The sequence below is a fragment of the Enterobacter sp. PL_is511 genome (assembly GCF_055816065.1).
In genome coordinates this window covers 39,969-64,498 of record NZ_JBVPGP010000011.1, presented here as the reverse complement: position 1 = coordinate 64,498, position 24,530 = coordinate 39,969, and the positions used below count along the sequence as shown (strand labels likewise).

The window sequence follows — 24,530 nt, the reverse complement described above, 5'->3', positions numbered from 1 at the left end:
CTACGGCGCTGACAACTTCCTGCAGCAACGTGCTAACGGCGTCGCGACCTACCGTAACCAGGACTTCTTTGGTCTGGTGGACGGCCTGAACTTTGCTCTGCAGTATCAGGGCAAAAACGGCAGCGTAGAGGGTGAAAACACTAACGGTCGCAGCCTGCTGAACCAGAACGGCGACGGCTACGGTGCATCCGTGACCTATAACCTGGGCGAAGGCTTCAGCGTGGGTGGTGCGATGTCCTCCTCCAAACGTACCGCCGACCAGAATGCAGCTGGCGTATACGGTAATGGCGATCACGCAGAAGTCTATTCTGGTGGCCTGAAATACGATGCCAACAACATCTATCTGGCAGCGCAGTACTCTCAGACCTACAACGCAACCCGTTTCGGTACTTCTAACGGCAGCAACCCGACTACCGCTTACGGCTTCGCTAACAAAGCGCAGAACTTCGAAGTGGTTGCTCAGTACCAGTTCGACTTCGGCCTGCGCCCATCCGTGGCTTACCTGCAGTCTAAAGGCAAAGACATCGAAGGTTACGGCGATCAGGATCTGCTGAAATATGTTGATGTGGGTGCGACTTACTACTTCAACAAAAACATGTCCACCTATGTTGATTACAAAATCAACCTGGTTGATGAAAATGAATTTACCCGTCAGGCGGGTATCGGTACTGACGATATCGTCGCGCTGGGCCTGGTTTACCAGTTCTAATCGCGTCATCGTGTGACGTAAGGGGCCTGATGGCCCCTTTTTTGTGCCTCTCTGATTCTCACAACTCACCCGTTTTGGTGTACTCTTGCCGCCCTGGCATGAGGATAATAATGAATGGACATGACTTTTTTACGCGCCAGCTTTCTGGCTATGCTTTTTTTCCTGACCGCGTGTAACGATCCCACACCCGTGGCGAAAACCGACGCACCCGCCGCGACGGTGCTCGAAGGCAAAACGATGGGGACCTTCTGGCGCGTCAGCGTGATGAACCTCGATAAAACACGCACAGACGAACTTCGCGGCAAAATCCAGTCGCAGCTGGACGCCGACGATCAACTGTTGTCGACCTATAAAAATGACTCCGCGCTGATGCGCTTTAACCTCTCAACCAGCACCTCCCTGTGGCCAGTGAGCGAGGCGATGGCCGATATCGTGACCGAGGCAATGCGCGTGGGTTACAAAACCAACGGGGCGATGGATGTGACCGTCGGACCGCTGGTAAACCTCTGGGGATTTGGCCCGAATAAACAGCCGGTGAAGACGCCCGAACAGGCGGCCATTGATGACGCCCGCGCCAGGACAGGGCTACAGCATCTGACCGTGATCAACCAGTACGGTCAGCAGTACCTGCAAAAAGATATCCCCGATCTGTTTGTCGATCTGTCGACGGTCGGGGAAGGCTATGCGGCGGATCATCTTGCTGCGCTGATGGCCCAGGAAGGAATTTCCCGTTATCTGGTCTCGGTGGGCGGCGCGCTGGTCAGCCGGGGGATGAACGCCAGCGATAAGCCATGGCGCGTAGCGATTCAAAAGCCGACCGATCGGCAAAATGCCGTGCAGGCGATAGTGGATATCAACGGACATGGGATCAGTACCTCCGGCAGCTACCGTAACTATTACGAGCTTGAGGGGAAGCGTATTTCGCACGTTATCGATCCGCAGACCGGACGTCCCATCACGCATAACCTGGTCTCGGTGACGGTCATTGCCCCCACCGCGCTGGAAGCGGATGCCTGGGATACCGGATTAATGGTTCTCGGCCCGGAAAAAGCCAAAGAGGTGGTTCGTCAGGAAGGGCTGGCGGTTTATATGATCACCAAAGAGGGCGACGGGTTCAAAACCTGGAGCTCGCCGCAGTTCAACAGTTTCCTGGTCAGCGACAAAAATTAAAAAGCAAGGTTGCGGGTTTTTTATCAGTGGCGCTCAGGCACGCTCTATGTATGCTTGTAAGAGGAGCCGATAATGAGAAACTCAACCTTTATTACCGATGAGGATCGCTGGCAGGCCGTGCTGGCCCGCGATCCGATCGCTGACGATCAGTTTGTCTTCGCCGTGCAGACCACGGGTATTTTCTGCCGCCCGTCATGCCGTGCCCGCCACGCGCTGCGTAAAAATGTCCGCTTTTATCCTGATGCCCATCATGCCGTACAGGCCGGCTTTCGTCCGTGCAAGCGCTGCATGCCGGACAAACGCGATCCACAGGCGCAGAAGCTGGCGAAAGTGGAACAGGCCTGCCGTCTTCTGGAGCAGGATCCTGCGCTAACCCTGGAGGGGTTGGCGCAGAAGGTTGCCATGAGTCCTTTCCATTTCCACCGTCTGTTTAAGGCCGTGACCGGCATGACGCCAAAAGCCTGGCAGCAGGCGGCGCGGGGCCAACGCCTGCGCGCCGCGCTTGCGCAGGGAGACAAAATTACCGACGCCGTGCTGGCGGCGGGGTTTCCCGACAGCAGCAGCTATTATCGTAAAGCCGACGATGCGCTGGGCATGACGGCGAAGCAGTACCGTAAAGGAGAGGTGGCCGTGCGGTATGCCATCGATGACTGTTCGTTAGGACGCTGTCTGGTCGCAGAAAGTGAGCGGGGGATCTGCGCGATTCTGCTGGGTGACACCGATGCGGAAGTCACCGCAGAGCTTGCCACGCAATTTCCAAAAGCAACGTACGCGCCGCTGGACGACGCCTTTGTGCAGCGGATCCACCAGGTGATTGCCAGTATTGATAACCGGGACGTACCGCTTGCGCTGCCGCTGGATATTCGCGGAACCGCGTTTCAGCAGCGCGTCTGGCAGGCCCTTCGCAACATTCCCTGCGGCGAAACGGCAAGTTACCAGCAGGTGGCGCAGGCGATTGGTCAACCTAATGCGGTACGCGCCGTAGCAGGCGCCTGTGCGGCAAACACGCTCGCAATTGTGATCCCCTGTCATCGCGTGGTTCGTAACGACGGTGCGCTGTCGGGCTACCGCTGGGGGACGGCGCGAAAAGCGCTATTACTGAAACATGAGGCGAAACGCCGGGAGGGATAATGCTCGATCTTTTTGCGGATGCTGAACCCTGGCAGGAGCCGCTTGCGCCGGGGGCGGTGATCCTGCGCCGCTTTGCACTCTCCCGTGCGGCGGCGCTGCTTGCCGGTATCGACGAGGTGACGGTGGTTTCGCCGTTTCGCCATATGGTGACGCCGGGTGGCTACACCATGTCGGTGGCCATGGCCAACTGCGGCGAACTGGGCTGGGCGACAAACGAACGTGGGTATGTGTATGCTCCAAGCGATCCCACGACCGACCGGCCGTGGCCTCCCATGCCTGCGGTTTTTCAGGCACTTTGTCACGAGGCTGCCGTGGCGGCGGATTATCCGGATTTTCGCCCTGATGCCTGTCTGATTAACCGCTACGCCGTCGGTGCGAAGCTCTCGCTGCATCAGGACAAGGATGAGCCCGATCTGCGCGCGCCTATCGTTTCGGTATCGTTAGGTCTGCCCGCCGTCTTCCAGTTTGGGGGATTACGCCGCAACGATCCGCGCAAACGCATCATGCTGGAACATGGCGATGTGGTGGTGTGGGGCAGGGAATCTCGGCTTTATTATCACGGCATTCAGCCGCTGAAACCCGGGGTCCACCCCCTCACGGGCGAGTACCGTTATAACCTGACCTTCCGTCAGGCGGGGATGCGTAAACAAAAATAAGAATTATTCTTGATGTACGCGCCTGGCAGTTTACACTGCTGGCTGATTTTTATTGTCCGGATTGCCTGCATGCAACTACTTCTCCTTGTCTGGCGTCAGTATCGCTGGCCCTTCATTGCCGTAATGGCGTTAAGCCTTGCCAGCGCCGCGCTGGGTATTGGCCTGATCGCGTTTATTAACGTGCGGTTGATTGAAATGGTCGACACCTCGCTCTCCGTATTGCCGGAGTTTCTCGGTCTGCTGCTCCTGTTGATGGCGGTTACGCTCGGTTCCCAGCTTGCGCTGACCGCGCTCGGCCACCATTTCGTTTTCCGTTTGCGCAGTGAGTTTATCAAGCGGATCCTGGACACCCAGATAGAGCGCGTTGAGCAGCTCGGGAGCGCTTCCCTGCTGGCGGGGCTGACCAGTGACGTGCGCGCCATTACCATCGCGTTCGTTCGTCTGCCGGAGCTGGTGCAGGGGATCATTCTGACCTTTGGATCGGCCGCTTATCTCGCCTGGCTCTCCAGCAAAATGCTGGCGGTGACCGCGCTGTGGATTGCCATTACCATCTGGGGCGGCTTTGTGCTGGTGTCGCGCGTCTACAAACACATGGCGGTGCTGCGTGAAACCGAAGATAAGCTCTATAACGATTACCAGACGGTACTGGAAGGGCGCAAAGAGCTCACCCTGAACCGCGAGCGCGCCGAGTATATCTTTAACCATCTCTATATCCCGGACGCGCGCGAATATCGTCATCACATTATTCGCGCCGATACCTTCCACCTGAGTGCGGTGAACTGGTCAAACATCATGATGCTGGGTGCCATTGGCCTGGTATTCTGGATGGCGAACAGCCTGGGCTGGGCGGACACCAACGTCGCGGCAACCTACTCGCTGACGCTGCTGTTTTTGCGCACGCCGCTGCTCTCGGCGGTCGGCGCGTTGCCTACCTTGCTGAGTGCGCAGGTGGCCTTTAATAAGCTCAAAAAATTCGATCTCGCGCCGTTTAAGGCCGAATTTCCGCGCCCGCAGGCCTTCCCGAACTGGCAGACGCTGGAGCTGCGTAACGTCACCTTCCGCTATCAGGACAGCGCCTTCTCCGTGGGGCCGGTTAACCTGACGATCCGCCGCGGCGAGCTGCTGTTTCTGATTGGCGGCAACGGCAGCGGTAAATCGACGCTGGCGATGTTGCTCACCGGGCTTTATCAGCCGCAGTCGGGCGAGATTTTACTGGATGGCAGAGCGCTGAGCGCGGAGAAGCCCGAGGATTACCGCAAGCTTTTCTCGGCGGTGTTCACCGACGTCTGGCTGTTCGATCGGCTGCTGGGTCCGGAAGGGCAGCAGGCCAATCCTGCGCTGGTGGAAAAATGGCTGGCGCAGCTGCAGATGTCGCACAAGCTGGAGTTACAGGACGGGAAGATCCTCAATCTGAAGCTTTCCAAAGGGCAGAAAAAGCGCGTGGCGCTGCTGCTGGCGCTGGCGGAAGAGCGTGACATCATTCTGCTGGATGAGTGGGCGGCGGATCAGGACCCGCACTTCCGCCGCGAGTTTTATCAGGTGCTGCTGCCGCTGATGCAGGAGATGGGCAAAACCATTTTCGCCATCAGCCACGACGATCACTACTTCATTCATGCTGACCGCCTGCTGGAGATGCGCGACGGCAGGCTCAGCGAGCTGACCGGTGAAGAGCGCGATGCAGCCTCGCGTGATGCAGTGGCGCGTACGGCCTGAAGCCCTCACCCAAACCCTCTCCCACAGGGAGAGGGGATAGATCGTGGCCGTAATGCCGCTTTTTTCTCCATCCCGCCCCGTTGTTTATTCTTATTTACATATCCCCGCGCTATGCTTAACCCCAACTCATTTAATGGATTTATGATTGATGTCGGTATTAAAGAAAAACAGCGCCAGACAGCGTGACCAGGAGCGCGCGCGACTCATCTGGCTTCTCACGACCGATAAAGCGGTCACCTCTACGCTATTAGGCAAACTGACCCTGGCTGAGCAATATGATGTCGGCACCCTGGCCGACGATATTGCTGAGGTAGGTGCGCTGGTTGCTCATTTACCCCCACCGGATCTGGCGGATACCCTGGAAGCGCTTCCCTCGGAAGAACGTCACGCCCTGTGGCGTCTGGTGCAGGATCATGAGCGCGGGCAGGTGCTGCTTGAGGCCTCTGAAAACGTCTGGGACGACCTGATCGACGAGATGAGCGACCGGGATATTCTTGACGCTCTGCAAACCCTGGATATCGACGAGCAGATTTACCTCGTTCAGCACCTGCCGCGCAACCTGACCGGCCGCCTGCTGGCGTCACTGCCTGCCGATGAACGCGCGCGCGTGCGTCAGGTTATGCACTACGAGAAAAACAGCGTCGGCGCGATCATGGAGTTCGGCGTTATCACGGTGCGCCCGGACGTGACGCTCGGTACCGTGCAGCGCTACCTGCGTCGCCTGGGCAAAATGCCGGACAACACCGATAAACTGTTTGTCACCTCCCGGGATAAAACCCTGCTCGGCGAGCTGGAACTGAAAACCATCCTGCTCAACAGCACCCAGCGGAAGGTGAGCGAGGTGATGGAAAACGAGCCAATGGTCTTCTCCCCGGAAGACGATGCGGAGAAAGCGGCGCGTACCTTCGAACGTGATGACCTGGTGAGTGCCGCCGTTGTGGACTCCGTCGGCAAACTGATGGGGCGTCTGACCATCGATGAGATCGTTGATGTGGTCTACGAAGAAACCGACAACGATCTGCGTGCGCTCGGGGGGATCAGCGCCGAAGATGACGTCCATGCCTCCGTCGGCAAGGCGGTGAAAACCCGCTGGGCGTGGCTGGCCATTAACCTGTGTACCGCCTTTATCGCCTCCCGGGTGATTGACGGTTTTGAACACACCATTTCGCAGCTGGTGGCGCTGGCCTCGCTGATGCCGATTGTGGCCGGAATAGGCGGCAACACCGGAAACCAGACCATCACCATGATCGTCCGCGCGCTGGCGCTGGAAAATATTCAGCCCGGTAACTTCGCCTTTCTGATCTTCAGAGAGATGGGCGTGGCGCTGATCAACGGCCTGGTGTGGGGCGGTATTATGGGCGGCATTACCTGGTGGCTGTATGACGATATGGCGCTGGGTGGGGTGATGATGCTGGCGATGGTGCTAAATTTGCTGGTGGCATCAATGATGGGGGTCATTATCCCGCTGACGATGACCAAACTGGGGCGCGACCCCGCGGTGGGGTCGAGCGTGATGATCACCGCCATCACCGATACCGGCGGTTTCTTTATTTTTCTTGGGCTGGCGACGATTTTTCTTCTTTAAGCCGACGCTTAATGCGGGCGGGGAGTAGCGCCATAACGATAATCCCGCCCAGCACGCCAATCGCCAGATTGCCGGTTGATACCGTGGCGGCAACGGTGACCAGCATGACGACCGTTTCTGCAATCGGGGCCGTTTTCAGCGTGGCGGGCTGAAGACTGTGCCAGCTGAAGGTTTTGACGGCGACGATCGCCATAATGCCCGCCAGCACCGCCATCGGGATGTTGGCCATCACGTCGCTGAGTGCCGTGACCAGGATCAGCAGCACAATGCCCGCTGCAAGGGTTGAAATGCGGCTTCGGCCTTTTCCCATCTCCACGTTAACGATGGTTTGCCCAATCATCGCGCAGCCCGCAATACCGCCATAAAATCCGGCCAGAATATTGCCGACGCCTAATCCAATGCTTTCGCGGCGTTTACTTGACGGTGTCGCGGTCAGCTCATCCACCAGCTTTGCCGTCAGCAGGGATTCCAGCAGGCCGACAAAGGCGATGCTCAACGCGCACGGCCAGATAATGCTCAGCGTCTGTGCATTGAGGGGGACCAGAAGTTCGGTAAGACCCGGTAAACCGCCGCTCATGGAGCCTTCATCGCCCACGGTCGGCAGGATTTGACCGGTTGAAACGGTGAACACGGTAAGCACAACAATCGCAATCAGCGGGGAAGGGATGCTTTTGAGATAGCGCGGCACCCACAGCACGATCAGCAGCGTCAGCACGAACAGGCCCACAACCAGCGGGCTTCGGCTCCAGAAATGCGGCACCTGAGCGAAGAAGATCAAAATGCCCAGGGCGTTAACAAACCCGGTCATGACCGACTGGGGAATAAAGCGCATCAGCCTTGCCATGCCCAGCACGCCAAACAGAATCTGAATCACGCCTGCCATCAGCACGGCGGGAAGAATGTACTGTACGCCGTGCTGATGCACCATGGGCCCAATAACCAGCGCTACGGAACCGGCCGCTGCCGTGACCATCGCCGGGCGACCGCCCAGCACGGACAGGGCAAGACACAGCACCACGGAGGCGATCAGGCTGACCTTCGGGTCAACGCCCGCCACCACGGAAAATGAGATGACCTCGGGGATCAGCGCCAGGGCGGTAATCACGCCCGCCAGCGTTTCACGCGTCAGCTGCTTAGGGGAACGCAGTACGTTGGCTACGCGGTCTTCGGGGGATACAGCAGAATGGGGTAAGGACATAACAGTTCGCTGGTTAGGGCAGGCTTCCGTGCGCGCGATCACAAAACGCAACATACTAGCCAGTAAAACCGCGCTTTACCAGACGCATCGATAATTCCTCACAAACAATCCATCATTAAATTTCACAATTACAATAATTTCGTAACCTTTAAACAATATTTAAAAGTTGTTACCGTGCCCCCGCAGCTTTTTTCACCTGCAATTTCCACGCATCAAGCACTTTTACACTAAGGCATAAATTATGAAAAAAATGACTGCCATGCTCTTTTCTCTGGCCGTGGGGCTTAACACCGTCTCTATGGCGGCGAAAGCTGACGCACCAAAAGAGCAGGAAACGGACGTCCTTTTAATTGGTGGCGGTATCATGAGCGCCACGCTGGGAACCTATCTGCAAGAACTGCAGCCGGACTGGTCAATGACCATGGTCGAGCGCCTTGACGGCGTGGCGCAGGAGAGTTCGAACGGCTGGAACAACGCCGGTACCGGCCATTCGGCACTCATGGAACTGAACTATACGCCGCAGAAAAAGGACGGTTCCATTAGTATCGAGAAGGCGGTAGAGATCAACGAAGCATTCCAGGTTTCTCGCCAGTTCTGGTCTCATCAGGTCAACAGCGGCGTGATGCACGACCCGCACTCCTTCATCAACACCGTACCGCACATGAGCTTTGTGTGGGGTGAGCAGAACGTCAACTTCCTGCGCGCGCGCTACGCCGCTCTGCAGCAGAGCACGCTGTTCCGCGGGATGAAATACTCTGAAGACCACGCGCAGATTAAAGAGTGGGCTCCGCTGGTCATGGAAGGTCGTGACCCGAACCAGAAAGTGGCGGCGACCCGTACCGAAATTGGTACCGACGTTAACTACGGTGAAATTACCCGTCAGCTGGTGACGTCTCTGAAGAAAAAAGAGAACTTCAACCTGCAGCTCAGCACCGAAGTGCGCGGTTTCAAGCGCAACGCGGATAACAGCTGGAGCGTGACCGTTGCCGATCTGAAAAACAATGAAGCTGAACACGTCATCAGGGCGAAGTTTGTCTTTATCGGTGCGGGCGGCGCGGCGCTGAAGCTGCTGCAGGAGTCCGGTATTCCGGAAGCGGACGACTACGCGGGCTTCCCGGTGGGCGGTCAGTTCCTGGTGTCCGATAACCCGGAAGTGGTGAACCGTCATCTGGCAAAAGTGTACGGTCAGGCTTCCGTGGGCGCGCCGCCAATGTCTGTTCCGCACATCGACACCCGTATGCTTGACGGCAAACGCGTGGTGCTGTTTGGGCCGTTCGCGACCTTCTCCACGAAGTTCCTGAAAAACGGTTCTCTGTGGGACCTGCTCAGCGCAACCACCACCTCTAACGTCAAGCCGATGATGGACGTGGGTCTGGATAACTTCGACCTGGTGAAATACCTGATTAGCCAGGTGATGCTCTCTGACGACGATCGTTTCGAGGCGCTGAAAGAGTACTATCCGCAGGCGAAGAAAGAAGACTGGCGTCTGTGGCAGGCGGGTCAGCGCGTACAGATCATCAAGCGCGATCCGAAAGAGGGTGGCGTGCTGCGTCTGGGTACCGAAGTGGTAAGCGATAAGGATGGCACCATCGCCGCGCTGCTGGGTGCGTCACCGGGTGCGTCTACCGCTGCGCCAATCATGCTGCACCTGATGGAAAAAGTGTTTAAAGATAAAGTCGCCAGCCCGGAATGGCAGGCGAAGCTGAAAACCATTATTCCATCCTATGGCACGAAGCTGAACGGCAACGTGAGCGCGACGGAGCAGGAGCTGGAATACACCAGCCGCGTACTGCAGCTGCAGTACATCAAACCGCAGGCTGCGGATGCTGCGCCAAAAGCGGAGCTGAAGCCTCAGCCGGAAAACAAACCGGTTGCGGATATCGCGCTGTAAGGTAAAAAAGCCGGGTGGCGCTGACGCCTACCCGGCCTATGTTCGGTGTTGTTTTGTAGGTCGGGTTAGGCGAAGCTGCCACCCGACTTTTAACGTACTACCGCTTGTCCGACAGTCTCTTCTGCCTTCCACACGCGATACTTCACTTCCACGTTTTCAGGCGTATAGACCACGATCGGCAACTTGCTGTTGTAGCGCAGCAGGCTATTGTCGCCCAGATACGCCGTCACAAATTTCTTCTCTTTCTTGCCATCCGGGCAGGCCATCATGGTGGAGACCGGCGAGGTGACTTTATCAAAGACGTAGTAGTCGTAACCCCAGCCTTCCAGCGTTTTGCTTTCCAGCTGACCACCCAGGCGATGCTGGTTGCAGTCCACTTCCAGCGTCTTGCCAATTAACAGTTCCACTTTGAAATTCGCTTCATCCTGCTGTGCCGGCAGCTGAATCACCTGACGCTTCATCCCTTTATCCGCTTTCGGATACGGGGCGACTTTTTCCAGCGGCTGCTCTTTAGGTGTTTCGCTGGCGAAAGCACTGGTGCTGACACACGCGGCGGCGATGAGTGCGATGGCAAATTTAGGTGCGTTTTTCATTGTCATTCCTTTATGTCAAAACGATCCTGCACAGGTTAACATATCAACTATAAATGATTGGTGTTATTTACTTACATTTTCAATATCAATAGCGTAATAAACCACATATTTGCCATTTAGGTAGATGTTTGTCCTGGCGTGGAGTCCGGCAGGCGTTTGTGTTATTTTAGATCCTCTATAATGTTATTCATCTGTAAAAGGGAAGAGAGATGGTTCGAGCAAAACTGAAAACGCCTGAAGGCCGCAAGTTCCTCCTGGCGCTGCTGGTCGTGTTTATGATTGCTGCCGCATGCGTGGGGCGGGCCACCATTGTTGGCGTCATCGAACAGTACAACATTCCTCTCTCTGCCTGGACAACCAGCATGTATGTCCTGCAATCGGCGATGATCTTCGTCTACAGTCTGGTGTTCACCGTTCTGCTGGCCATCCCGCTGGGCATTTTCTTCCTGGGCGGACGTGAGAAGCACTAAGCCTTCACCTCAGATAATGAAGCCAGCCTGCGGGCTGGCTTTTTTTATATCAGATGATTTTTATTCGCATTTCCAGGATATTCTGTTTCGAACAAGACTGTTCGACATAAAGCAGGAGATGCGCAATGTTATCCCGGTTTGCAACGCTCAGCCGGATCCCGAAAGGAGTCTGGGTTGTGGGCGGCGTCAGTATGCTGATGGATATCTCTTCGGAGATCATTCATAGCCTGCTGCCGTTGTTTATGGTTACGACGCTGGGAGCCAGCGTGATTTTCATTGGTTTGATTGAAGGCCTGGCTGAGGCCACGGCGCTGTTTATCAAGGTGTTTTCCGGCGCCATCAGTGACTATCTGGGCAAGCGTAAAGGGCTGGCTGTTCTGGGCTACGGTCTTGGCGCGTTGAGTAAACCGCTGTTTGCTATTGCCTCTTCCTCCGGCATGATCCTTGGGGCTCGCTTAATCGACCGGGTGGGGAAGGGGATCCGGGGAGCGCCGCGCGATGCGCTGGTCGCTGACGTTACGCCGCCGGAACTCCGCGGCGCGGCCTTTGGTTTGCGTCAGTCGATGGACACCATTGGCGCATTTCTCGGGCCGTTGCTGGCCGTAGGCTTAATGCTGCTGTGGAACGATGATTTTCGTACCATTTTCTGGATCGCGGTGATCCCCGGCGTGCTCGCCGTGGCGCTGCTTTTCTTCGGCCTGCATGAGCCTAAAACCCCTGTCGAGCATAAACGAACGAACCCTATCAAAAAAGAGAACCTCAGGCGCCTCGGGAAAGGCTGCTGGTGGGTTATTGGTCTGGGGGCCATCTTCACGCTCGCACGTTTCAGTGAAGCATTTCTTGTGCTTCGCGCTCAGCAGTCGGGTGTGCCGCTGGCGCTGATCCCGCTGGTGATGGTGGCCATGAATCTGCTCTATTTCCTCTCTGCCTATCCGTTTGGCAAGTTATCTGACGGGATGTGCCACACCCGATTACTGCAGTGGGGGCTGGTGATGCTGATTGGAGCAGATGTTGTGTTGGCGCTGAGCACCCACTGGGCTGGAATGCTTCTGGGCGTTGCGCTTTGGGGAGTGCATATGGGGATGACGCAGGGGCTGCTGGCGGCAATGATTGCGAAAACTGCGCCTGCGGATTTGCGCGGTACCGCCTACGGCATTTTTAGTCTGGTCAGCGGCGTGGGATTGTTAGTCGCCAGCCTGGGGGCAGGAGCCATCTGGGAGACGTTTGGCGCAGAATATACGTTCTATGCCGGAGAGGTGATTTGTTTGGTTACGCTGGTGTACCTGCGCAAAACCCCGGACGAGGCGAAATAAAAAAACCAGCCATAAGAGGCTGGTTTTCAATGTGATTTTGGTCGGCACGAGAGGATTTGAACCTCCGACCCCCGACACCCCATGACGGTGCGCTACCAGGCTGCGCTACGTGCCGACGCATGAAAAGAATACTACTCGATTCCGTTTTGAATGCAAGGGAATCCGTCGCTAACTGGTTTATTATTAATCAGTTAGCGATGAAGCGCTTCTCATCCGTCAGAACCTGCAGCAGCAGGCTCAGCTGCGGCTTCTGGTCTTTCAGTCGTTCACCCTGCAGGTTATACGTCTGATAATTCCCGTTGTTGTTCAGCACCAGCGTCAGCTTCGGCGTAGTCACCACCAGCGTATTATTACCCGCAGCCGTGACCCAGTTATGGCGGCGCGCGGCGCTGAAGAGATCCTGGCCCTGCGAATACTCGTTTGCTGGCGTGCTGACGTGCAGCAGGCGTTGCATCAGGGTGGTCATCACATCTTTATGCTCGGTAAGCATATTGATGCGCTGCGCCGGGGTGCCCGGCCAGTGGATCACCAGCGGAACCTGCAGGTTCGGGCGTGACCAGCTCATACTCTTCGTCTCGTCACCTAACGGGACGCCATGGCCTGCGGTCACGATCACCACGGTGTTATCAAGCTTGCCGGACTCACGTAGCGCGTCAAGCACGCGACCAATCTGCGCATCAACATCACCCGCCGCGCGGCCGTAGCGGCGCGCAAAATCACTCTTATTGCTGTTTGCAAGCGTTGTGCCGTTAAAGGCAACCCATGAGAACCAGCGGTTATCTTCCTGGGCGTAGCGCTGCAGCCAGTTTATCCATTGGCTGGCGGTCTGTGCATCAGACTGATTTTGTGCCGTCGGCAGTGAGAAATCAGACAGCAGCGCCTGGCGGTAGAGCGGGCTGTTAAAGCCATCGGATGAGAACAACCCTAACTGATAGCCCTGCTGATTCAGCCCGGTGATCAGCGCCGCAGGTGTGCGGGTAGACAGTACGCCGTCCATATAGCCAGCTGAAATGCCATAGAAGAGGCCAAAGATGCCCGCGTCGGTTGTGTTACCGGAGCTCATATGTTGAGTAAACGAGACGTTTTGACTCGCGAAATTGGCCAGCGCAGGCATCTGCTTCTCGTAACGGGAATAGTTCAGTCCATCGACTGTGATAAGCAGGACGTTTTGGCCTCGTCCCATATCGCGGTAGTTCAGGTCGCTCAGAGGATACTGCACGCTGACAGCTTCCGGGTTACCCTGCTCGATAAGACGGCGCTGATATTCCTGCGCATCAAGCAGGCCGTGTTTTTCGAGGAAGCGACGGGCCGTCATCGGATATGAGAGCGGCAGGTTCGCGCGCTGCATGGTAATAGGACGATAGAAGTTCGCATCCGCCCAGATATACATGATGTGCGAACTGATAAAGGAGACGAAGAAGAGCGCGGCGACGGGCTTCGCGTAATGGCGTCGCCGGGTCAGGCTACGCAGTTTTTGCCAGCTCCAGGTGGCAAACAGCATCTCAATCAACAGGATCACCGGGACGCTGATAAACATCAGCTGCCAGTCACGGGCCGTTTCGTTCTGGTCGGGGTTAATCACCAGTTCCCAGACGATGGGGTTGAGATGCAGGTGGAAGCGGGTGAACACTTCACTGTCGATAAGCAGCAGCGTCATCCCCACCGTCGCAAGGATGGCGGACAAGAATCGCATCAGACGCTGCGACATGACGATAAACGTCAAGGGGAACAGGATCAGCAGATAGGTGGCGAAAACCAAAAAGCTAAAGTGACCGACAACGCTTATCCAGGAGTAGATACGCCCGGTGAGCGTTGTTGGCCAGTCTGCGACAAACAGATAACGACAGCCAATGACCGTCGCCAGCAGAATGTTGAACAGGGCAAACCAGTGCCCCCAGCTGACCATCTGGGAGACTTTTTCACGGTAGCGCTGACGATTCGTCACCATAAACTGTTGTTCGTATCCCTTAATGGGCCGGGTCGTTGCTGACGGACGACTGTAAAGCCTGGGCGAAAGATTTTGCGATCGCCTGACGCTGAGCCGGAGCAACGCTGGTGTTAATCAGGTTGGTGACCATATTTCCCAAAACCATCAGGGAGAGATCGGTCGGCGTTTTATGTTTTTCCAGTACGTTGACCAGCTCACTGAGCAGTTGTTCAACGTGTTCATCACTGTAGCGGGAATGTTGTGGCATAAATCAAAATCAGTTTGTTGATGAAAGGGCAACATATTACCGTAGCAACAGCTTTTTTTCCCCTTTTTTATCTGTTGTTGCACACATGTCCTGGTGGTGGTTGAATACCGCCCGGTCTAAAAGGAGAGTTTATCATGAGTCTGGAAATCAACCAGATTGCCTTGCACCAGCTTATCAAGCGTGATGAGCAAACCCTTGAAGTGGTGCTGCGCGATTCGTTACTGGAACCCACTGCGACCGTTGTGGAGATGATGGCAGAGCTGCATCGCGTCTACAGCGCCAAAAATAAAGCCTATGGCCTGTTCAGCGAAGAGAGTGAACTGGCCGATAGCCTGCGCCTGCAGCGCCAGGGTGAAGAGGATTTCCTGGCGTTTAGCCGTGCGGCAACCGGGCGTCTGCGCGACGAGCTGGCGAAATATCCGTTCGCCGATGGTGGGATCGTGCTGTTCTGCCACTACCGCTACCTGGCGGTCGAGTATCTGCTGGTTACCGTGCTGAATAACTTAAGCAGCATGCGCGTGAATGAGCAGCTGGACATCAGCTCGACGCATTATCTGGATATCAACCATGCGGATATCGTGGCGCGTATTGATTTGACCGAGTGGGAAACCAACCCGGAATCGACCCGCTACCTGACATTCCTGAAGGGGCGCGTGGGCCGCAAAGTGGCGGATTTCTTTATGGACTTCCTCGGTGCCAGTGAAGGGCTTAACGCCAAAGCGCAGAACAAAGGGCTGCTCCAGGCGGTTGACGATTTCACAGCAGAAGCGCAGCTCGATAAATCCGAGCGCCAGACGGTGCGCCAGCAGGTTTACAGCTACTGCAACGAACAGCTGCAGGCAGGGGAAGAGATTGAGCTGGAGTCGCTGTCAAAAGAGCTGGCAGGCGTCAGCGAAGTCAGCTTCCAGGAATTTACCGCAGAAAAGGGCTATGAGCTTGAAGAGAGCTTCCCGGCGGATCGCAGCACGCTGCGCCAGTTAACCAAGTTTGCCGGCAGCGGCGGCGGGTTAACCATCAACTTTGATGCGATGCTGCTGGGGGAACGTATCTTCTGGGATCCGGCCACCGATACGCTGACCATTAAGGGTACGCCGCCGAATCTGCGCGATCAGCTTCAGCGCCGCACCTCGGGCGGTAAATAGCAGGCACAAAAAACCCCGCAGAAGCGGGGTTTTTTTCGACAGGTTTGCGATTACGCGCGAACGAAGTCGATGTGAGTCAGTTTTGGCTTGAACGCGTGACGCTGAACAGCCTGAACTTTCACTTTTTCTTCTTTACCGCCAACAACGATGGTCAGAACTTCGCTGTAGAATTCAGCTTTGGTCTGCAGGTTCCACAGTTTGTCGTGATCCAGTTCGATTGCAACTGGAGCAGCTTCGCCACCGTAAACGATAGCCGGGAACTTGTTAGCGGTACGCAGGCGGCGGCTCGCACCCTTACCCTGCACGTTACGTACTTCTGCTTCGATAGTAAACATTGATTTCTCTCTGTATTTAAAACCCTACTACAGGCGACCCAGCAGCAGGTGAGTGTTCTGCCTCACGGATGTGAAGCGGGCGGCATTTTATACTCAAATGCCCCTCACATCAATGAAAAGTCCCGCTAACCGCGCAATTCGTTGGCGCGACGGAAGCGACCTTCGTAGTCAAAGAGTTTCTCGCGCACCTGCCAGAACTGGCCTTTCTTACGGGCGACCACAAAATCCGGATGGCGCAACAGCACCTGCTGGCGCACGATATCGGCCACGGTGATCCAGCGCAGGGGCACGCCCGGGGTGCGGGTGTGCGGGCGGATAAACAGCTGTTCGAAGGCCGTTCGCTGGGCAGGCGTCTGAAGCCGGAAGCGCTCGCTGACGTCCGCCCCGTCTTCGTCGTAATAGGTGATTTTCAGCCATTCGCCTTTTTCATCGGCGCCGGGCTGCAACGCCATGCCGGAACAGCGCAGTACCAGCGCATCTTTCAGCTTTAATGCTGCTTTCAGCATGTCGTCCGGGTCAACCAGCACCGTGTCACATTCCCGACAGCGGCGAGCGGCAATGTCGTTTTCGGCGTTGCACTGCGGGCAGTTTTTAAAGCGGAAACGAAAATCGCACTGCTCGCGATGCCCGTCATCATCTTCAAACCAGCCCTGACAGCGGCGGCCAAAATGTTCGATCAGCGTGCCGTCGGCGGTGGTTTTGCCCCAGAAAGTGTTGGCAAACCCACAGGCAGGGCAAAAGACCTGCACGGGCACGTTGTCGCTTTTCCCTTTTGGCGCGCCGACTTCAGGCGTATAGAGATCGTGCGGGTTACCTGCATAATCCAGAATCAGGCAGTCGGTTTTCCCGGGGGCCAGGCGCAGGCCGCGGCCAACAATTTGTTGATACAGACTCACCGATTCGGTCGGGCGCAAAATGGCGATCAGGTCGACGTGCGGTGCGTCAAAGCCGGTGGTCAATACCGACACGTTAACCAGATAGCGGAACCGCTGGGCTTTAAACGCGTCAATCAGGCTGTCGCGCTCCGGGCCGGGCGTCTCGCCGGTGATGAGCGCCGCGTCGCCGGAAGGCAGTAACCCGGTGATTTCCCGCGCGTGCTCAACGGTGGCGGCAAAGATCATCACCCCTTTGCGCGTCTGCGCAAACTCCTCTATTTGGCTGATGATGTGCGGCGTAATGCGCTTTTGCTTTTTCAGCTCCTGGTTAAGATCCGCTTCGCTGAATAACCCGTTGCTTTGCGCCTGCAGGCGGCTGAAGTCGTACTGCACCACCGGCATATCCAGCCGTTCAGGCGGCGTCAGGTAGCCATGTTTAATCATGTAGCGCAGCGGAAGCTCGTAAATGCAGTCGCTAAACAGGGCCTTGTCATCGCCGCGCACCATGCCGTGATAATGGTAGCGATAGATCCAGCCTTTCCCCAGGCGAAACGGGGTCGCCGTCAGGCCCAGCAGGCGCAGGTGAGGGTTCACCGCTTTCAGGTGTGACAGGATTTGCTGATACTGGCTGTCGTCGTCATCGCTGATGCGGTGACATTCGTCGACAATCAGCAGCGAAAATTCGCTGCGAAACAGATCCAGATTGCGGGCCACCGACTGCACGCTGCCAAACACCACTTTGCCGTGGCTCTCTTTACGCTTTAGCCCGGCGGCGAAAATGTCGGCTTCCAGCCCAAGTGCACAATACTTGGCATGGTTTTGCGCGACGAGCTCTTTAACGTGCGCCAGTACCAGCACGCGACCGCGGGCCAGACGCGCCAGCTCGGCAATGACCAGGCTTTTGCCTGCGCCGGTCGGGAGCACAATCGCCGCCGGCTCGCGATGTTTACGGAACCAGGCGAGGGTGGCGTCAACGGCTTCCTGCTGATAGGGACGAAGTGTAAAAGTCATGGGGTCTCGGTTTCGTTATTCCGCACATATACCCGTCATACTTCAAGTTGCCTGTGCGTTGGCTGCACTCGTTCACCCCGGTCACTTACTTATGTAAGCTCCCGGGGATTCACTCCTTTGCCGCCTTCATGCAACTCGAATTATTTAGGGTATAGATAGTATGCCACGAAACTTTTTCCCTTGAGTGGCGCAACCAGACCATTATACTGAACCGTTCCAGACTGCTTCTTTTTTCGGACCTGTTGTCCGACTTCCTGCACCATTAAGGCTAAAAAGATTTCATGCGACTTGATAAGTTTATCGCTCAGCAACTCGGCGTAAGCCGCGCTATTGCCGGGCGCGAAATTCGCGCCAGCCGCGTTACCGTGGATGGCAACATTGTGAGAGACAGCGCCTTCAAACTGCAACCTGACCATCAGGTGGAGTATGACGGCAATCCGCTGACCCAGCAGCATGGTCCGCGCTACTTCATGCTCAATAAGCCGGAAGGCTACGTCTGCTCAACGGACGATCCGGATCACCCGACGGTGCTCTATTTCCTCGACGAACCGGTGGCGCACAAGCTGCATGCCGCAGGCCGCCTCGACATCGACACCACCGGTCTGGTGCTGATGACCGACGACGGGCAGTGGTCGCACCGCATCACCTCTCCACGACACCACTGCGAGAAAACCTACCTCGTGACGCTGGAGTCGCCGGTGTCGGATGACACGGCAGAGCACTTCGCGAAAGGCGTTCAGCTGCATAATGAAAAAGATCTGACCAAACCGGCGGTGCTCGAAGTCATCACCCCGACGGAGGTCCGCCTGACCATCAGCGAGGGGCGCTACCATCAGGTGAAACGTATGTTTGCCGCGGTGGGGAACCACGTTGTTGGCCTGCATCGTGAGCGGATTGGTGCGATCGAACTCGATCCCGAGCTGGCGCCAGGCGAATATCGCCCGTTAACGGAAGAAGAGATCGCCAGCGTCGGTCTGCCTTCGCACTAATTTCAGGAGAACTCTGTGACCACCAGGCCACACTCGTCGTTCAAAATCGTCTTCATTCTTGGCCTGCTGGCCATGCTGATGCCGCTGTCTATTGATATGTACCTGCCTGCGCTGCCGGTGATTTCTGCACAGTTTGGCGTCCCGGCGGGCAGCGCGCAGATGACGCTCAGCACCTATATTCTCGGCTTTGCCCTCGGCCAGCTGTTTTATGGCCCGATGGCGGACAGCCTTGGACGCAAGCCCGTCATTCTGGGCGGGACGCTGGTCTTTGCGGCCGCTGCGGTTGCCTGTGCGCTGGCGCAGACCATCGATCATCTGATTGTCATGCGCTTCTTCCACGGTCTGGCGGCGGCAGCGGCAAGCGTGGTGATTAACGCCCTGATGCGCGATATCTACCCGAAGGAAGAGTTCTCCCGCATGATGTCGTTCGTGATGCTGGTGACGACGATTGCGCCGCTGGTGGCACCCATGGCCGGTGGTGCGGTGCTGGTGTGGTTTAGCTGGCATGTGATTTTCTGGATCCTGGCCCTGGCCGCGCTGCTGGCCTCCGCGATGATTTTCTTCTTTATTGATGAAACGCTTCCCGTCGAGCGCCGGCAGAAATTCCACATCCGAACCACCATCGGCAACTTTGCCTCGCTGTTTCGCCACAAGCGCGTGCTCAGCTATATGCTGGCAAGCGGGTTCAGCTTCGCCGGGATGTTCTCATTCCTGAGCGCCGGGCCGTTTGTCTACATCGAGCTGAACCACGTTTCCCCGCAGCACTTCGGCTATTACTTTGCCCTTAACATCGTCTTCCTGTTCATCATGACCATCATCAACAGCCGCTTTGTCCGGCGGGTGGGGGCGCTGAACATGTTCCGCGCCGGGCTGTGGATACAGTTTGTTATGGCGATCTGGCTGGTGGTGAGCGCGTTTCTGGGCGTGGGCTTCTGGGCGCTGGTGGTCGGCGTGGCGGCTTTTGTCGGCTGCGTGTCGATGGTGTCATCCAATGCGATGGCGGTGATCCTGGATGAGTTCCCGCACATGGCGGGGACCGCATCATCTCTGGCAGGGACGTTCCGCTTCGGCATCGGTGCTATCGTTGGCGCGTTGCTTTCGATGGCCACCTTTACGACGGCATGGCCCATGCTGTGGGCGATGGCTTTTTGCGCAACCAGCTCGATACTCTTCTATCTTTACGCCAGTCGACCGCGAAAAGCGGCCCACTAAAACACAGAGAAGGCCCGGCAGGGCCTTTTTTGTTGATGCATATCAACCAAACCCTCGTTCGTTTATTCCGTGTTTGTTTATTTTATGTAAAATCTATTTGTGTAAAAAGTCACATCATTGTATTCAAAAAGGTTGAGTTAGATCGCAGAAACGGGTACATATAGCGCCGACGCGAGCCTGGAAACGGATAAAAAAGCGCTGAATAGTGCAGGCTGGCGATGATGTGTTACTATAAATGTAAATAAATTGTGAAGTAAATTTTGCTTCCGGGGAACGAACGTGAATACATTACAACTCTCCATTGTCCATCGCTTGCCCCAGAGCTATCGCTGGTCGGCGGGTTTTGCAGGTTCGAAAGTTGAACCGATTCCGCAAAACGTCGCGGGCTCCGAAAATTGTCTGGTGGCACTCAAGCTGTTGAGCCCGAGCGACGAAAATGCATGGCGGGTGATGGAGCGTCTCAGTCAGGCCCTGACGGATATTGAAGTGGACAGCTCCGTCCTGGAATGCGAAGGTGAGCCGTGCCTGTTTGTGAAAAGCCAGGACGAGTTTGCCGCCACCTGCCGTCTGAAGAATTTTGGCGTTGCCATTGCTGAACCTTTCTCCGGCCAGTACCCGTTCTGACCGCTAGTCTGCCGACAACAGCTGGCGCGTGTAGCGCTGCGTTGGCGCGCTAAATACGCGCTGGCACTCACCCTGTTCGACCACTTCTCCCTGTCGCAACACTATCACCTGATGACATAGCGCCCGCACCACCTGTAGATCGTGGCTGATAAAGATATAGGCCAGCCGGTGCTTTTCCTGCAGCCCTTTCAGCAGGGCCAGGATCTGCGCCTGAACGGTTCTGTCCAGCGACGACGTCGGTTCATCCAGAATAATCAGCTCCGGTTTCAGAATCAGCGCGCGGGCAATGGCGATACGCTGGCGCTGCCCACCGGAAAATTCCGCAGGGTAGCGGTGGCGCATCTCGGGATCTAGACCCACTTCGGCCATGACCCGAATGACCTCCTGCTCGCGCTGCTGCGCGCTCAGGCCGGGCTGATGGACGCGCAGACCCTCTTCGATAATCTGTAACACGCTGAGCCGCGGGTTAAGCGAGGAGTTAGGATCCTGAAACACCACCTGCATGCGGGGCCGCACGGGCAGCATCTGACGGCGGTTCCAGCGGTGCAGCGGCATATCGTCAAAGAGGATCTCGCCCTGGGAGGCGATCAGGCGCAGCAGCGCCAGACCGGTGGTGCTTTTACCCGAGCCGGATTCGCCCACCAGCCCCAGGGATTCTCCCGGGCTCAGCGAGAAGCGGATGTTTTTCAATACCGGGTTCCGATCGACAATGCGCCGCAGAATACCTTTGCGGATCGGGAACGAGACGGACAGATCCTCAACGCGCAGCAGCGGTGTGCTGTCAGCCGTGAGAGGAACCGGGTCGCCGGAGGGTTCGCTGTCAAGCAGGCGCTGCGTATAGGGGTGCTGCGGCGCGCTCAGCAGCGTTGACGCGGTATTCTGTTCAACACAGCGTCCGTTTTGCATCACCGCGACGCTGTCGGCCAGCTTTCTCACAATGCTCAGGTTATGCGTAATAAACAGCAGGCTCATGTTCAGCTCGTCACGCAGTTCCCGCAGCAGCGTCAGTATTTGCGCCTGTACCGTTACGTCCAGCGCCGTTGTGGGCTCGTCGGCAATCAACAGTTCGGGGCGCGTGAGCAGGGCCATGGCGATCATCACGCGCTGGCGTTCGCCGCCGGAGAGCTGGTGCGGAAAATCATTCAGCCGTTTGGCCGCGTTGCGTATGCCTGTTCGCTCCAGACAGTCCAGAATTTCTCCGCGTGCGGCCTCTTTGCGCATCCCCCGGTGCAGGGAGAGCACTTCATAGAGCTGTTTCTCCAGGCTGTGCAGCGGGTTGAGGGAAACCATCGGCTCCTGGAAGATCATAGCGATTTTGTTGCCGCGAATGCCGCGCAGGGTCTGTTCATCGGCGTGCAGCAGCGAACGGCCGTGAAACAGAATATCCCCTTGCGGATAGCTCACCGGCGGAGAAGGCAGCAGCCGCAGGATGGAGAGCGCCGAAACGCTCTTGCCAGAACCCGACTCGCCCACCAGGGCCAGCGTTTCCCCGGGCTGGATCTGCAGCGACAGGTCGGTAACCACGGTGCGCGTCTCGCCCTGCGTTGAAAAAGCAATCGACAGGTTATCAATACTCAGAAGAGGCTGGGTCATTTTATACCGCCTTGTTCGGATCGAAGGCATCGCGCACGGCTTCGCCAATAAAAATCAGCAGCGACAGCAACACGGCCACGGAAAGAAAGGCGGCGATGCCTAACCACGGTGCCTGCAGGTTGTTTTTACCCTGCAGCAGCAGTTCGCCGAGCGACGGGGAACCCAGCGGTAGCCCGAAACCAAGAAAATCCAGCGAAGTGAGGGTGGTGATGGAGCTGCACAGAATAAACGGCAGGAAGGTGAGCGTTGCTACCACCGCGTTGGGCAGCATATGGCGGAAAATGATCCCGCGGTCACTCACGCCAAGGGCCTGCGCGGCGCGAATATAGTCGAAATTGCGGGTGCGCAGAAACTCCGCCCGCACCACGCCCACCAGCGCCATCCAGCCGAACAGGACGGTGATGCCTAATAGCCACCAGAAGTTGGGCTGTACGACGCTGGAAAGCAGGATGATCAGAAACAGCGTCGGCATGCCTGACCAGACTTCAATAATCCGCTGGCCCCACAGGTCAATTTTCCCGCCGTAGTAGCCCTGAACGGCACCCGCCACGACGCCCATTACGCTTGAGAAGATCGTCAGCATCAGCCCAAAGAGAAGCGAGATTCGCGTGCCGTACAGGATGCGGGCCAGCACGTCGCCGCCGTTCGCATCGGTTCCCAGCCAGTTTTGCGTGGAGGGCGGGGAAGGGAAGGGGGTCGTGGTGGCGAAGTTAATGCTGTTTGCGCCAAAGCGCACCGGTGCCCAGAGCGCCCAGCCGTGCCTGTCGATTTGATCGCGAAGCCACGGATCCTGATATTCAGCCGGGGTCGCAAACGGGCCGCCAAAGTCGCTTTCGGTGTAGCTGGCGATAACCGGCACGTACCAGCGGTCGTTAAAATGCACCAGCAGCGGTTTGTCGTTGGCGATCAGCTCCGAACACATGCTTAAGGCAAACAGCACGGCAAAAATCCACAGCGACCAGTAGCCGCGGCGGTTGTGGCGAAAACGGGCCCAGCGGGCCTGGTTGACGGGGCTTAAACGCGGCATCAGCGGCCCTCAAAATCGATTCGGGGATCGACCAGCGTATAGCTGATATCACTGATGATATTCAGCAGCAGGCCAATCAGGGTGAAAATATAGAGTGTGCCAAACATCACCGGATAATCGCGCGACACGGTAGCCTCATAGCCCAGCAGCCCCAGGCCGTTGAGCGAAAACATCACCTCTATCAGCAGCGAGCCGGTAAAAAACATGCCGATGAACGTGGCCGGAAATCCGGCGATCACCAGCAGCATGGCGTTGCGAAACACGTGTTTCCACATGATCTGCTTCTCGCTCACGCCCTTGGCGCGGGCCGTGACGACGTACTGTTTACGAATTTCATCGAGAAAGGCGTTTTTGGTCAACATGGTCAGGGCCGCAAACCCGCCGATGACCGTGGCCAGCACCGGCAGCGTGATATGCCAGAGGTAGTCGGTGATTTTCTGATACCACGGTAGGGAGCTGAAATCGGCGGAAACCAGCCCCCGCAGCGGGAAGAGGTCGAAATAGCTTCCCCCGGCAAAAAAGACGATCAGCAGGACGGCAAACAGAAACGCCGGGATGGCATAGCCAATAATGATGAACGTGCTGCTCCAGATATCGAACCGGCTGCCGTTGTACACCGCTTTGCGGATCCCGAGCGGAATAGAGACCAGATAGATAATCAGCGTTCCCCACAGCCCCAGCGTGATCGAAACCGGCAGGCTTTGCTTGATCAGCGTCAGCACTGACGCACTGCGAAACAGGCTATCGCCAAAATCGAAGCGGATGTAATCCCAGAGCATTTTGAAATAGCGCTCGTGAATCGGTTTGTCAAAGCCGTAGCGGTGGGTGATCTCGGCGATCACTTCCGGATCCAGCCCGCGTCCGCCGCGGTAGTGGCTTTCACTGATATTCCCTACGCCGGTTCGCGCATGGCTGGCGCCCATCCCTTCACCGCCGCCGCCGGGCATGCCGCCGCTGTTGCCAAATTCAATGGCGGCAATGGCCTGATCGACCGGCCCACCGGGGGCGATTTGCACGATAAAAAAGTTAATCGTGATGATGGCCCACAGGGTGGGGATGACCAGCAGCAGACGGCGGAGAAGATAGGCACCCATGATA

At 56.8% G+C, this 24,530-nt stretch carries 22 protein-coding genes and 1 tRNA gene; 13 read left to right on the top strand and 10 right to left on the bottom strand.

Annotated features, from left to right (window positions below; all coding sequences use genetic code 11):
- From AC0TN7_RS00880 to mgtE, 6 genes are all read left to right on the top strand, one after another.
- The coding region (locus AC0TN7_RS00880; RefSeq protein WP_473701765.1) for a porin at positions 1–709 on the top strand (709 nt) is incomplete at its 5' end.
- A gap of 114 nt (positions 710–823) precedes the next feature.
- Positions 824–1,879: an FAD:protein FMN transferase ApbE gene (gene apbE / locus AC0TN7_RS00875; protein WP_032646590.1), complete on the top strand. Its 1,056-nt coding sequence runs from the start codon at positions 824–826 to the stop codon at positions 1,877–1,879.
- Positions 1,880–1,951: 72 nt separating this feature from the next.
- Complete coding sequence (gene ada / locus AC0TN7_RS00870) at positions 1,952–3,010, top strand: bifunctional DNA-binding transcriptional regulator/O6-methylguanine-DNA methyltransferase Ada (RefSeq protein ID WP_473701764.1); 1,059 nt, start codon at positions 1,952–1,954, stop codon at positions 3,008–3,010.
- A complete protein-coding gene (alkB, locus tag AC0TN7_RS00865; RefSeq protein WP_267216887.1) occupies positions 3,010–3,666 on the top strand; it encodes a DNA oxidative demethylase AlkB in 657 nt (218 codons plus the stop codon). Before ada ends, alkB begins: the two co-directional genes overlap by 1 nt.
- Before the next feature lie 69 nt (positions 3,667–3,735).
- Positions 3,736–5,379: a multidrug ABC transporter permease/ATP-binding protein gene (locus AC0TN7_RS00860; RefSeq protein WP_090420248.1), complete on the top strand. Its 1,644-nt coding sequence runs from the start codon at positions 3,736–3,738 to the stop codon at positions 5,377–5,379.
- Positions 5,380–5,527: 148 nt separating this feature from the next.
- Positions 5,528–6,964 carry a magnesium transporter gene (mgtE, locus tag AC0TN7_RS00855; RefSeq protein WP_021241530.1) on the top strand — a complete coding sequence of 479 codons (1,437 nt, stop codon included), beginning with the start codon at positions 5,528–5,530 and terminating at the stop codon, positions 6,962–6,964.
- Here the strand turns inward: mgtE and AC0TN7_RS00850 are convergent.
- Positions 6,927–8,216: a SulP family inorganic anion transporter gene (locus AC0TN7_RS00850; protein WP_267216888.1), complete on the bottom strand. Its 1,290-nt coding sequence runs from the start codon at positions 8,214–8,216 to the stop codon at positions 6,927–6,929. The two genes, mgtE and AC0TN7_RS00850, sit on opposite strands and share 38 nt — an antisense overlap.
- A 187-nt stretch (positions 8,217–8,403) precedes the next feature.
- Here AC0TN7_RS00850 and mqo point away from each other — a divergent pair, with 187 nt between their 5' ends.
- Complete coding sequence (gene mqo / locus AC0TN7_RS00845) at positions 8,404–10,053, top strand: malate dehydrogenase (quinone) (RefSeq protein WP_126786710.1); 1,650 nt, start codon at positions 8,404–8,406, stop codon at positions 10,051–10,053.
- 89 nt (positions 10,054–10,142) lie between these two features.
- Here mqo and eco read toward each other — a convergent pair whose 3' ends face one another.
- On the bottom strand, positions 10,143–10,646 hold the full coding sequence (gene eco / locus AC0TN7_RS00840) for a serine protease inhibitor ecotin (protein WP_048991686.1): 504 nt from the start codon (positions 10,644–10,646) through the stop codon (positions 10,143–10,145).
- Positions 10,647–10,855: 209 nt separating this feature from the next.
- Between eco and AC0TN7_RS00835 the strand changes: the two genes are divergently transcribed.
- Both AC0TN7_RS00835 and AC0TN7_RS00830 read left to right on the top strand, forming a co-directional pair.
- The gene (locus AC0TN7_RS00835) at positions 10,856–11,116 is read left to right on the top strand and encodes a DUF2534 family protein (protein ID WP_008500962.1); all 261 of its coding nucleotides are present in this window, start codon (positions 10,856–10,858) and stop codon (positions 11,114–11,116) included.
- Positions 11,117–11,241: 125 nt separating this feature from the next.
- A complete protein-coding gene (locus tag AC0TN7_RS00830; RefSeq protein WP_473701763.1) occupies positions 11,242–12,429 on the top strand; it encodes an MFS transporter in 1,188 nt (395 codons plus the stop codon).
- Positions 12,430–12,467: 38 nt separating this feature from the next.
- Here the strand turns inward: AC0TN7_RS00830 and AC0TN7_RS00825 are convergent.
- The 3 genes from AC0TN7_RS00825 to AC0TN7_RS00815 form a co-directional block, all read right to left on the bottom strand.
- Positions 12,468–12,544, bottom strand: a tRNA-Pro gene (locus AC0TN7_RS00825).
- 72 nt (positions 12,545–12,616) lie between these two features.
- Complete coding sequence (yejM, locus tag AC0TN7_RS00820) at positions 12,617–14,377, bottom strand: LPS biosynthesis-modulating metalloenzyme YejM (protein ID WP_048991690.1); 1,761 nt, start codon at positions 14,375–14,377, stop codon at positions 12,617–12,619.
- Between the two features lie 19 nt (positions 14,378–14,396).
- The gene (locus AC0TN7_RS00815) at positions 14,397–14,624 is read right to left on the bottom strand and encodes a YejL family protein (protein WP_008500958.1); all 228 of its coding nucleotides are present in this window, start codon (positions 14,622–14,624) and stop codon (positions 14,397–14,399) included.
- Positions 14,625–14,758: 134 nt separating this feature from the next.
- On the opposite strand from AC0TN7_RS00815, the gene yejK reads away from it, so the two are divergent.
- Positions 14,759–15,766, top strand: coding sequence for a nucleoid-associated protein YejK (yejK, locus tag AC0TN7_RS00810; protein WP_008500957.1), 1,008 nt, complete (start codon positions 14,759–14,761; stop codon positions 15,764–15,766).
- A 50-nt stretch (positions 15,767–15,816) separates the two neighbouring features.
- Here the strand turns inward: yejK and rplY are convergent, their stop codons facing one another.
- Together rplY and radD are read right to left on the bottom strand one after the other, a co-directional pair.
- The gene (rplY, locus tag AC0TN7_RS00805; protein ID WP_008500956.1) at positions 15,817–16,101 is read right to left on the bottom strand and encodes a 50S ribosomal protein L25; all 285 of its coding nucleotides are present in this window, start codon (positions 16,099–16,101) and stop codon (positions 15,817–15,819) included.
- Positions 16,102–16,226: 125 nt separating this feature from the next.
- Positions 16,227–17,987, bottom strand: a complete 1,761-nt coding sequence (gene radD / locus AC0TN7_RS00800) for a DNA repair helicase RadD (RefSeq protein WP_473701762.1) — start codon at positions 17,985–17,987, stop codon at positions 16,227–16,229.
- Between the two features lie 281 nt (positions 17,988–18,268).
- Between radD and rsuA the strand changes: the two genes are divergently transcribed.
- From rsuA to AC0TN7_RS00785, 3 genes are all read left to right on the top strand, one after another.
- Positions 18,269–18,976, top strand: a complete 708-nt coding sequence (gene rsuA, locus AC0TN7_RS00795; RefSeq protein ID WP_148768844.1) for a 16S rRNA pseudouridine(516) synthase RsuA — start codon at positions 18,269–18,271, stop codon at positions 18,974–18,976.
- Positions 18,977–18,991: 15 nt separating this feature from the next.
- On the top strand, positions 18,992–20,188 hold the full coding sequence (locus tag AC0TN7_RS00790) for a Bcr/CflA family multidrug efflux MFS transporter (RefSeq protein WP_045402783.1): 1,197 nt from the start codon (positions 18,992–18,994) through the stop codon (positions 20,186–20,188).
- Positions 20,189–20,467: 279 nt separating this feature from the next.
- Positions 20,468–20,812 carry a YejG family protein gene (locus AC0TN7_RS00785; protein ID WP_024908185.1) on the top strand — a complete coding sequence of 115 codons (345 nt, stop codon included), beginning with the start codon at positions 20,468–20,470 and terminating at the stop codon, positions 20,810–20,812.
- A 3-nt stretch (positions 20,813–20,815) separates the two neighbouring features.
- On the opposite strand, the gene yejF is transcribed toward AC0TN7_RS00785, so the two are convergent.
- Genes yejF through AC0TN7_RS00770 form a run of 3 tightly spaced genes read right to left on the bottom strand, consistent with a single transcriptional unit; the run spans position 20,816 to position 24,526 of the window.
- On the bottom strand, positions 20,816–22,405 hold the full coding sequence (gene yejF / locus AC0TN7_RS00780; RefSeq protein WP_463727105.1) for a microcin C ABC transporter ATP-binding protein YejF: 1,590 nt from the start codon (positions 22,403–22,405) through the stop codon (positions 20,816–20,818).
- Between the two features lies 1 nt (position 22,406).
- Positions 22,407–23,432 carry an ABC transporter permease gene (locus AC0TN7_RS00775; RefSeq protein WP_463727106.1) on the bottom strand — a complete coding sequence of 342 codons (1,026 nt, stop codon included), beginning with the start codon at positions 23,430–23,432 and terminating at the stop codon, positions 22,407–22,409.
- A complete protein-coding gene (locus tag AC0TN7_RS00770; RefSeq protein ID WP_024908182.1) occupies positions 23,432–24,526 on the bottom strand; it encodes a microcin C ABC transporter permease YejB in 1,095 nt (364 codons plus the stop codon). The genes AC0TN7_RS00775 and AC0TN7_RS00770 overlap by 1 nt, the downstream gene beginning before the upstream one ends.
- Positions 24,527–24,530 lie beyond the last annotated feature (4 nt).

What these genes read in the sequence shown, in the direction of transcription:
- apbE (WP_032646590.1), top strand. Translation starts at nt 824, where the DNA reads ATGGACATGACTTTTTTACGCGCCAGCTTTCTGGCTATGCTTTTTTTC.
- ada (WP_473701764.1), top strand. Translation starts at nt 1,952, where the DNA reads ATGAGAAACTCAACCTTTATTACCGATGAGGATCGCTGGCAGGCCGTG.
- alkB (WP_267216887.1), top strand. Translation starts at nt 3,010, where the DNA reads ATGCTCGATCTTTTTGCGGATGCTGAACCCTGGCAGGAGCCGCTTGCG.
- AC0TN7_RS00860 (WP_090420248.1), top strand. Translation starts at nt 3,736, where the DNA reads ATGCAACTACTTCTCCTTGTCTGGCGTCAGTATCGCTGGCCCTTCATT.
- mgtE (WP_021241530.1), top strand. Translation starts at nt 5,528, where the DNA reads ATGTCGGTATTAAAGAAAAACAGCGCCAGACAGCGTGACCAGGAGCGC.
- AC0TN7_RS00850 (WP_267216888.1), bottom strand. Translation starts at nt 8,216, where the DNA reads ATGTTGCGTTTTGTGATCGCGCGCACGGAAGCCTGCCCTAACCAGCGA.
- mqo (WP_126786710.1), top strand. Translation starts at nt 8,404, where the DNA reads ATGAAAAAAATGACTGCCATGCTCTTTTCTCTGGCCGTGGGGCTTAAC.
- eco (WP_048991686.1), bottom strand. Translation starts at nt 10,646, where the DNA reads ATGAAAAACGCACCTAAATTTGCCATCGCACTCATCGCCGCCGCGTGT.
- AC0TN7_RS00835 (WP_008500962.1), top strand. Translation starts at nt 10,856, where the DNA reads ATGGTTCGAGCAAAACTGAAAACGCCTGAAGGCCGCAAGTTCCTCCTG.
- AC0TN7_RS00830 (WP_473701763.1), top strand. Translation starts at nt 11,242, where the DNA reads ATGTTATCCCGGTTTGCAACGCTCAGCCGGATCCCGAAAGGAGTCTGG.
- yejM (WP_048991690.1), bottom strand. Translation starts at nt 14,377, where the DNA reads ATGGTGACGAATCGTCAGCGCTACCGTGAAAAAGTCTCCCAGATGGTC.
- AC0TN7_RS00815 (WP_008500958.1), bottom strand. Translation starts at nt 14,624, where the DNA reads ATGCCACAACATTCCCGCTACAGTGATGAACACGTTGAACAACTGCTC.
- yejK (WP_008500957.1), top strand. Translation starts at nt 14,759, where the DNA reads ATGAGTCTGGAAATCAACCAGATTGCCTTGCACCAGCTTATCAAGCGT.
- rplY (WP_008500956.1), bottom strand. Translation starts at nt 16,101, where the DNA reads ATGTTTACTATCGAAGCAGAAGTACGTAACGTGCAGGGTAAGGGTGCG.
- radD (WP_473701762.1), bottom strand. Translation starts at nt 17,987, where the DNA reads ATGACTTTTACACTTCGTCCCTATCAGCAGGAAGCCGTTGACGCCACC.
- rsuA (WP_148768844.1), top strand. Translation starts at nt 18,269, where the DNA reads ATGCGACTTGATAAGTTTATCGCTCAGCAACTCGGCGTAAGCCGCGCT.
- yejF (WP_463727105.1), bottom strand. Translation starts at nt 22,405, where the DNA reads ATGACCCAGCCTCTTCTGAGTATTGATAACCTGTCGATTGCTTTTTCA.
- AC0TN7_RS00775 (WP_463727106.1), bottom strand. Translation starts at nt 23,432, where the DNA reads ATGCCGCGTTTAAGCCCCGTCAACCAGGCCCGCTGGGCCCGTTTTCGC.
- AC0TN7_RS00770 (WP_024908182.1), bottom strand. Translation starts at nt 24,526, where the DNA reads ATGGGTGCCTATCTTCTCCGCCGTCTGCTGCTGGTCATCCCCACCCTG.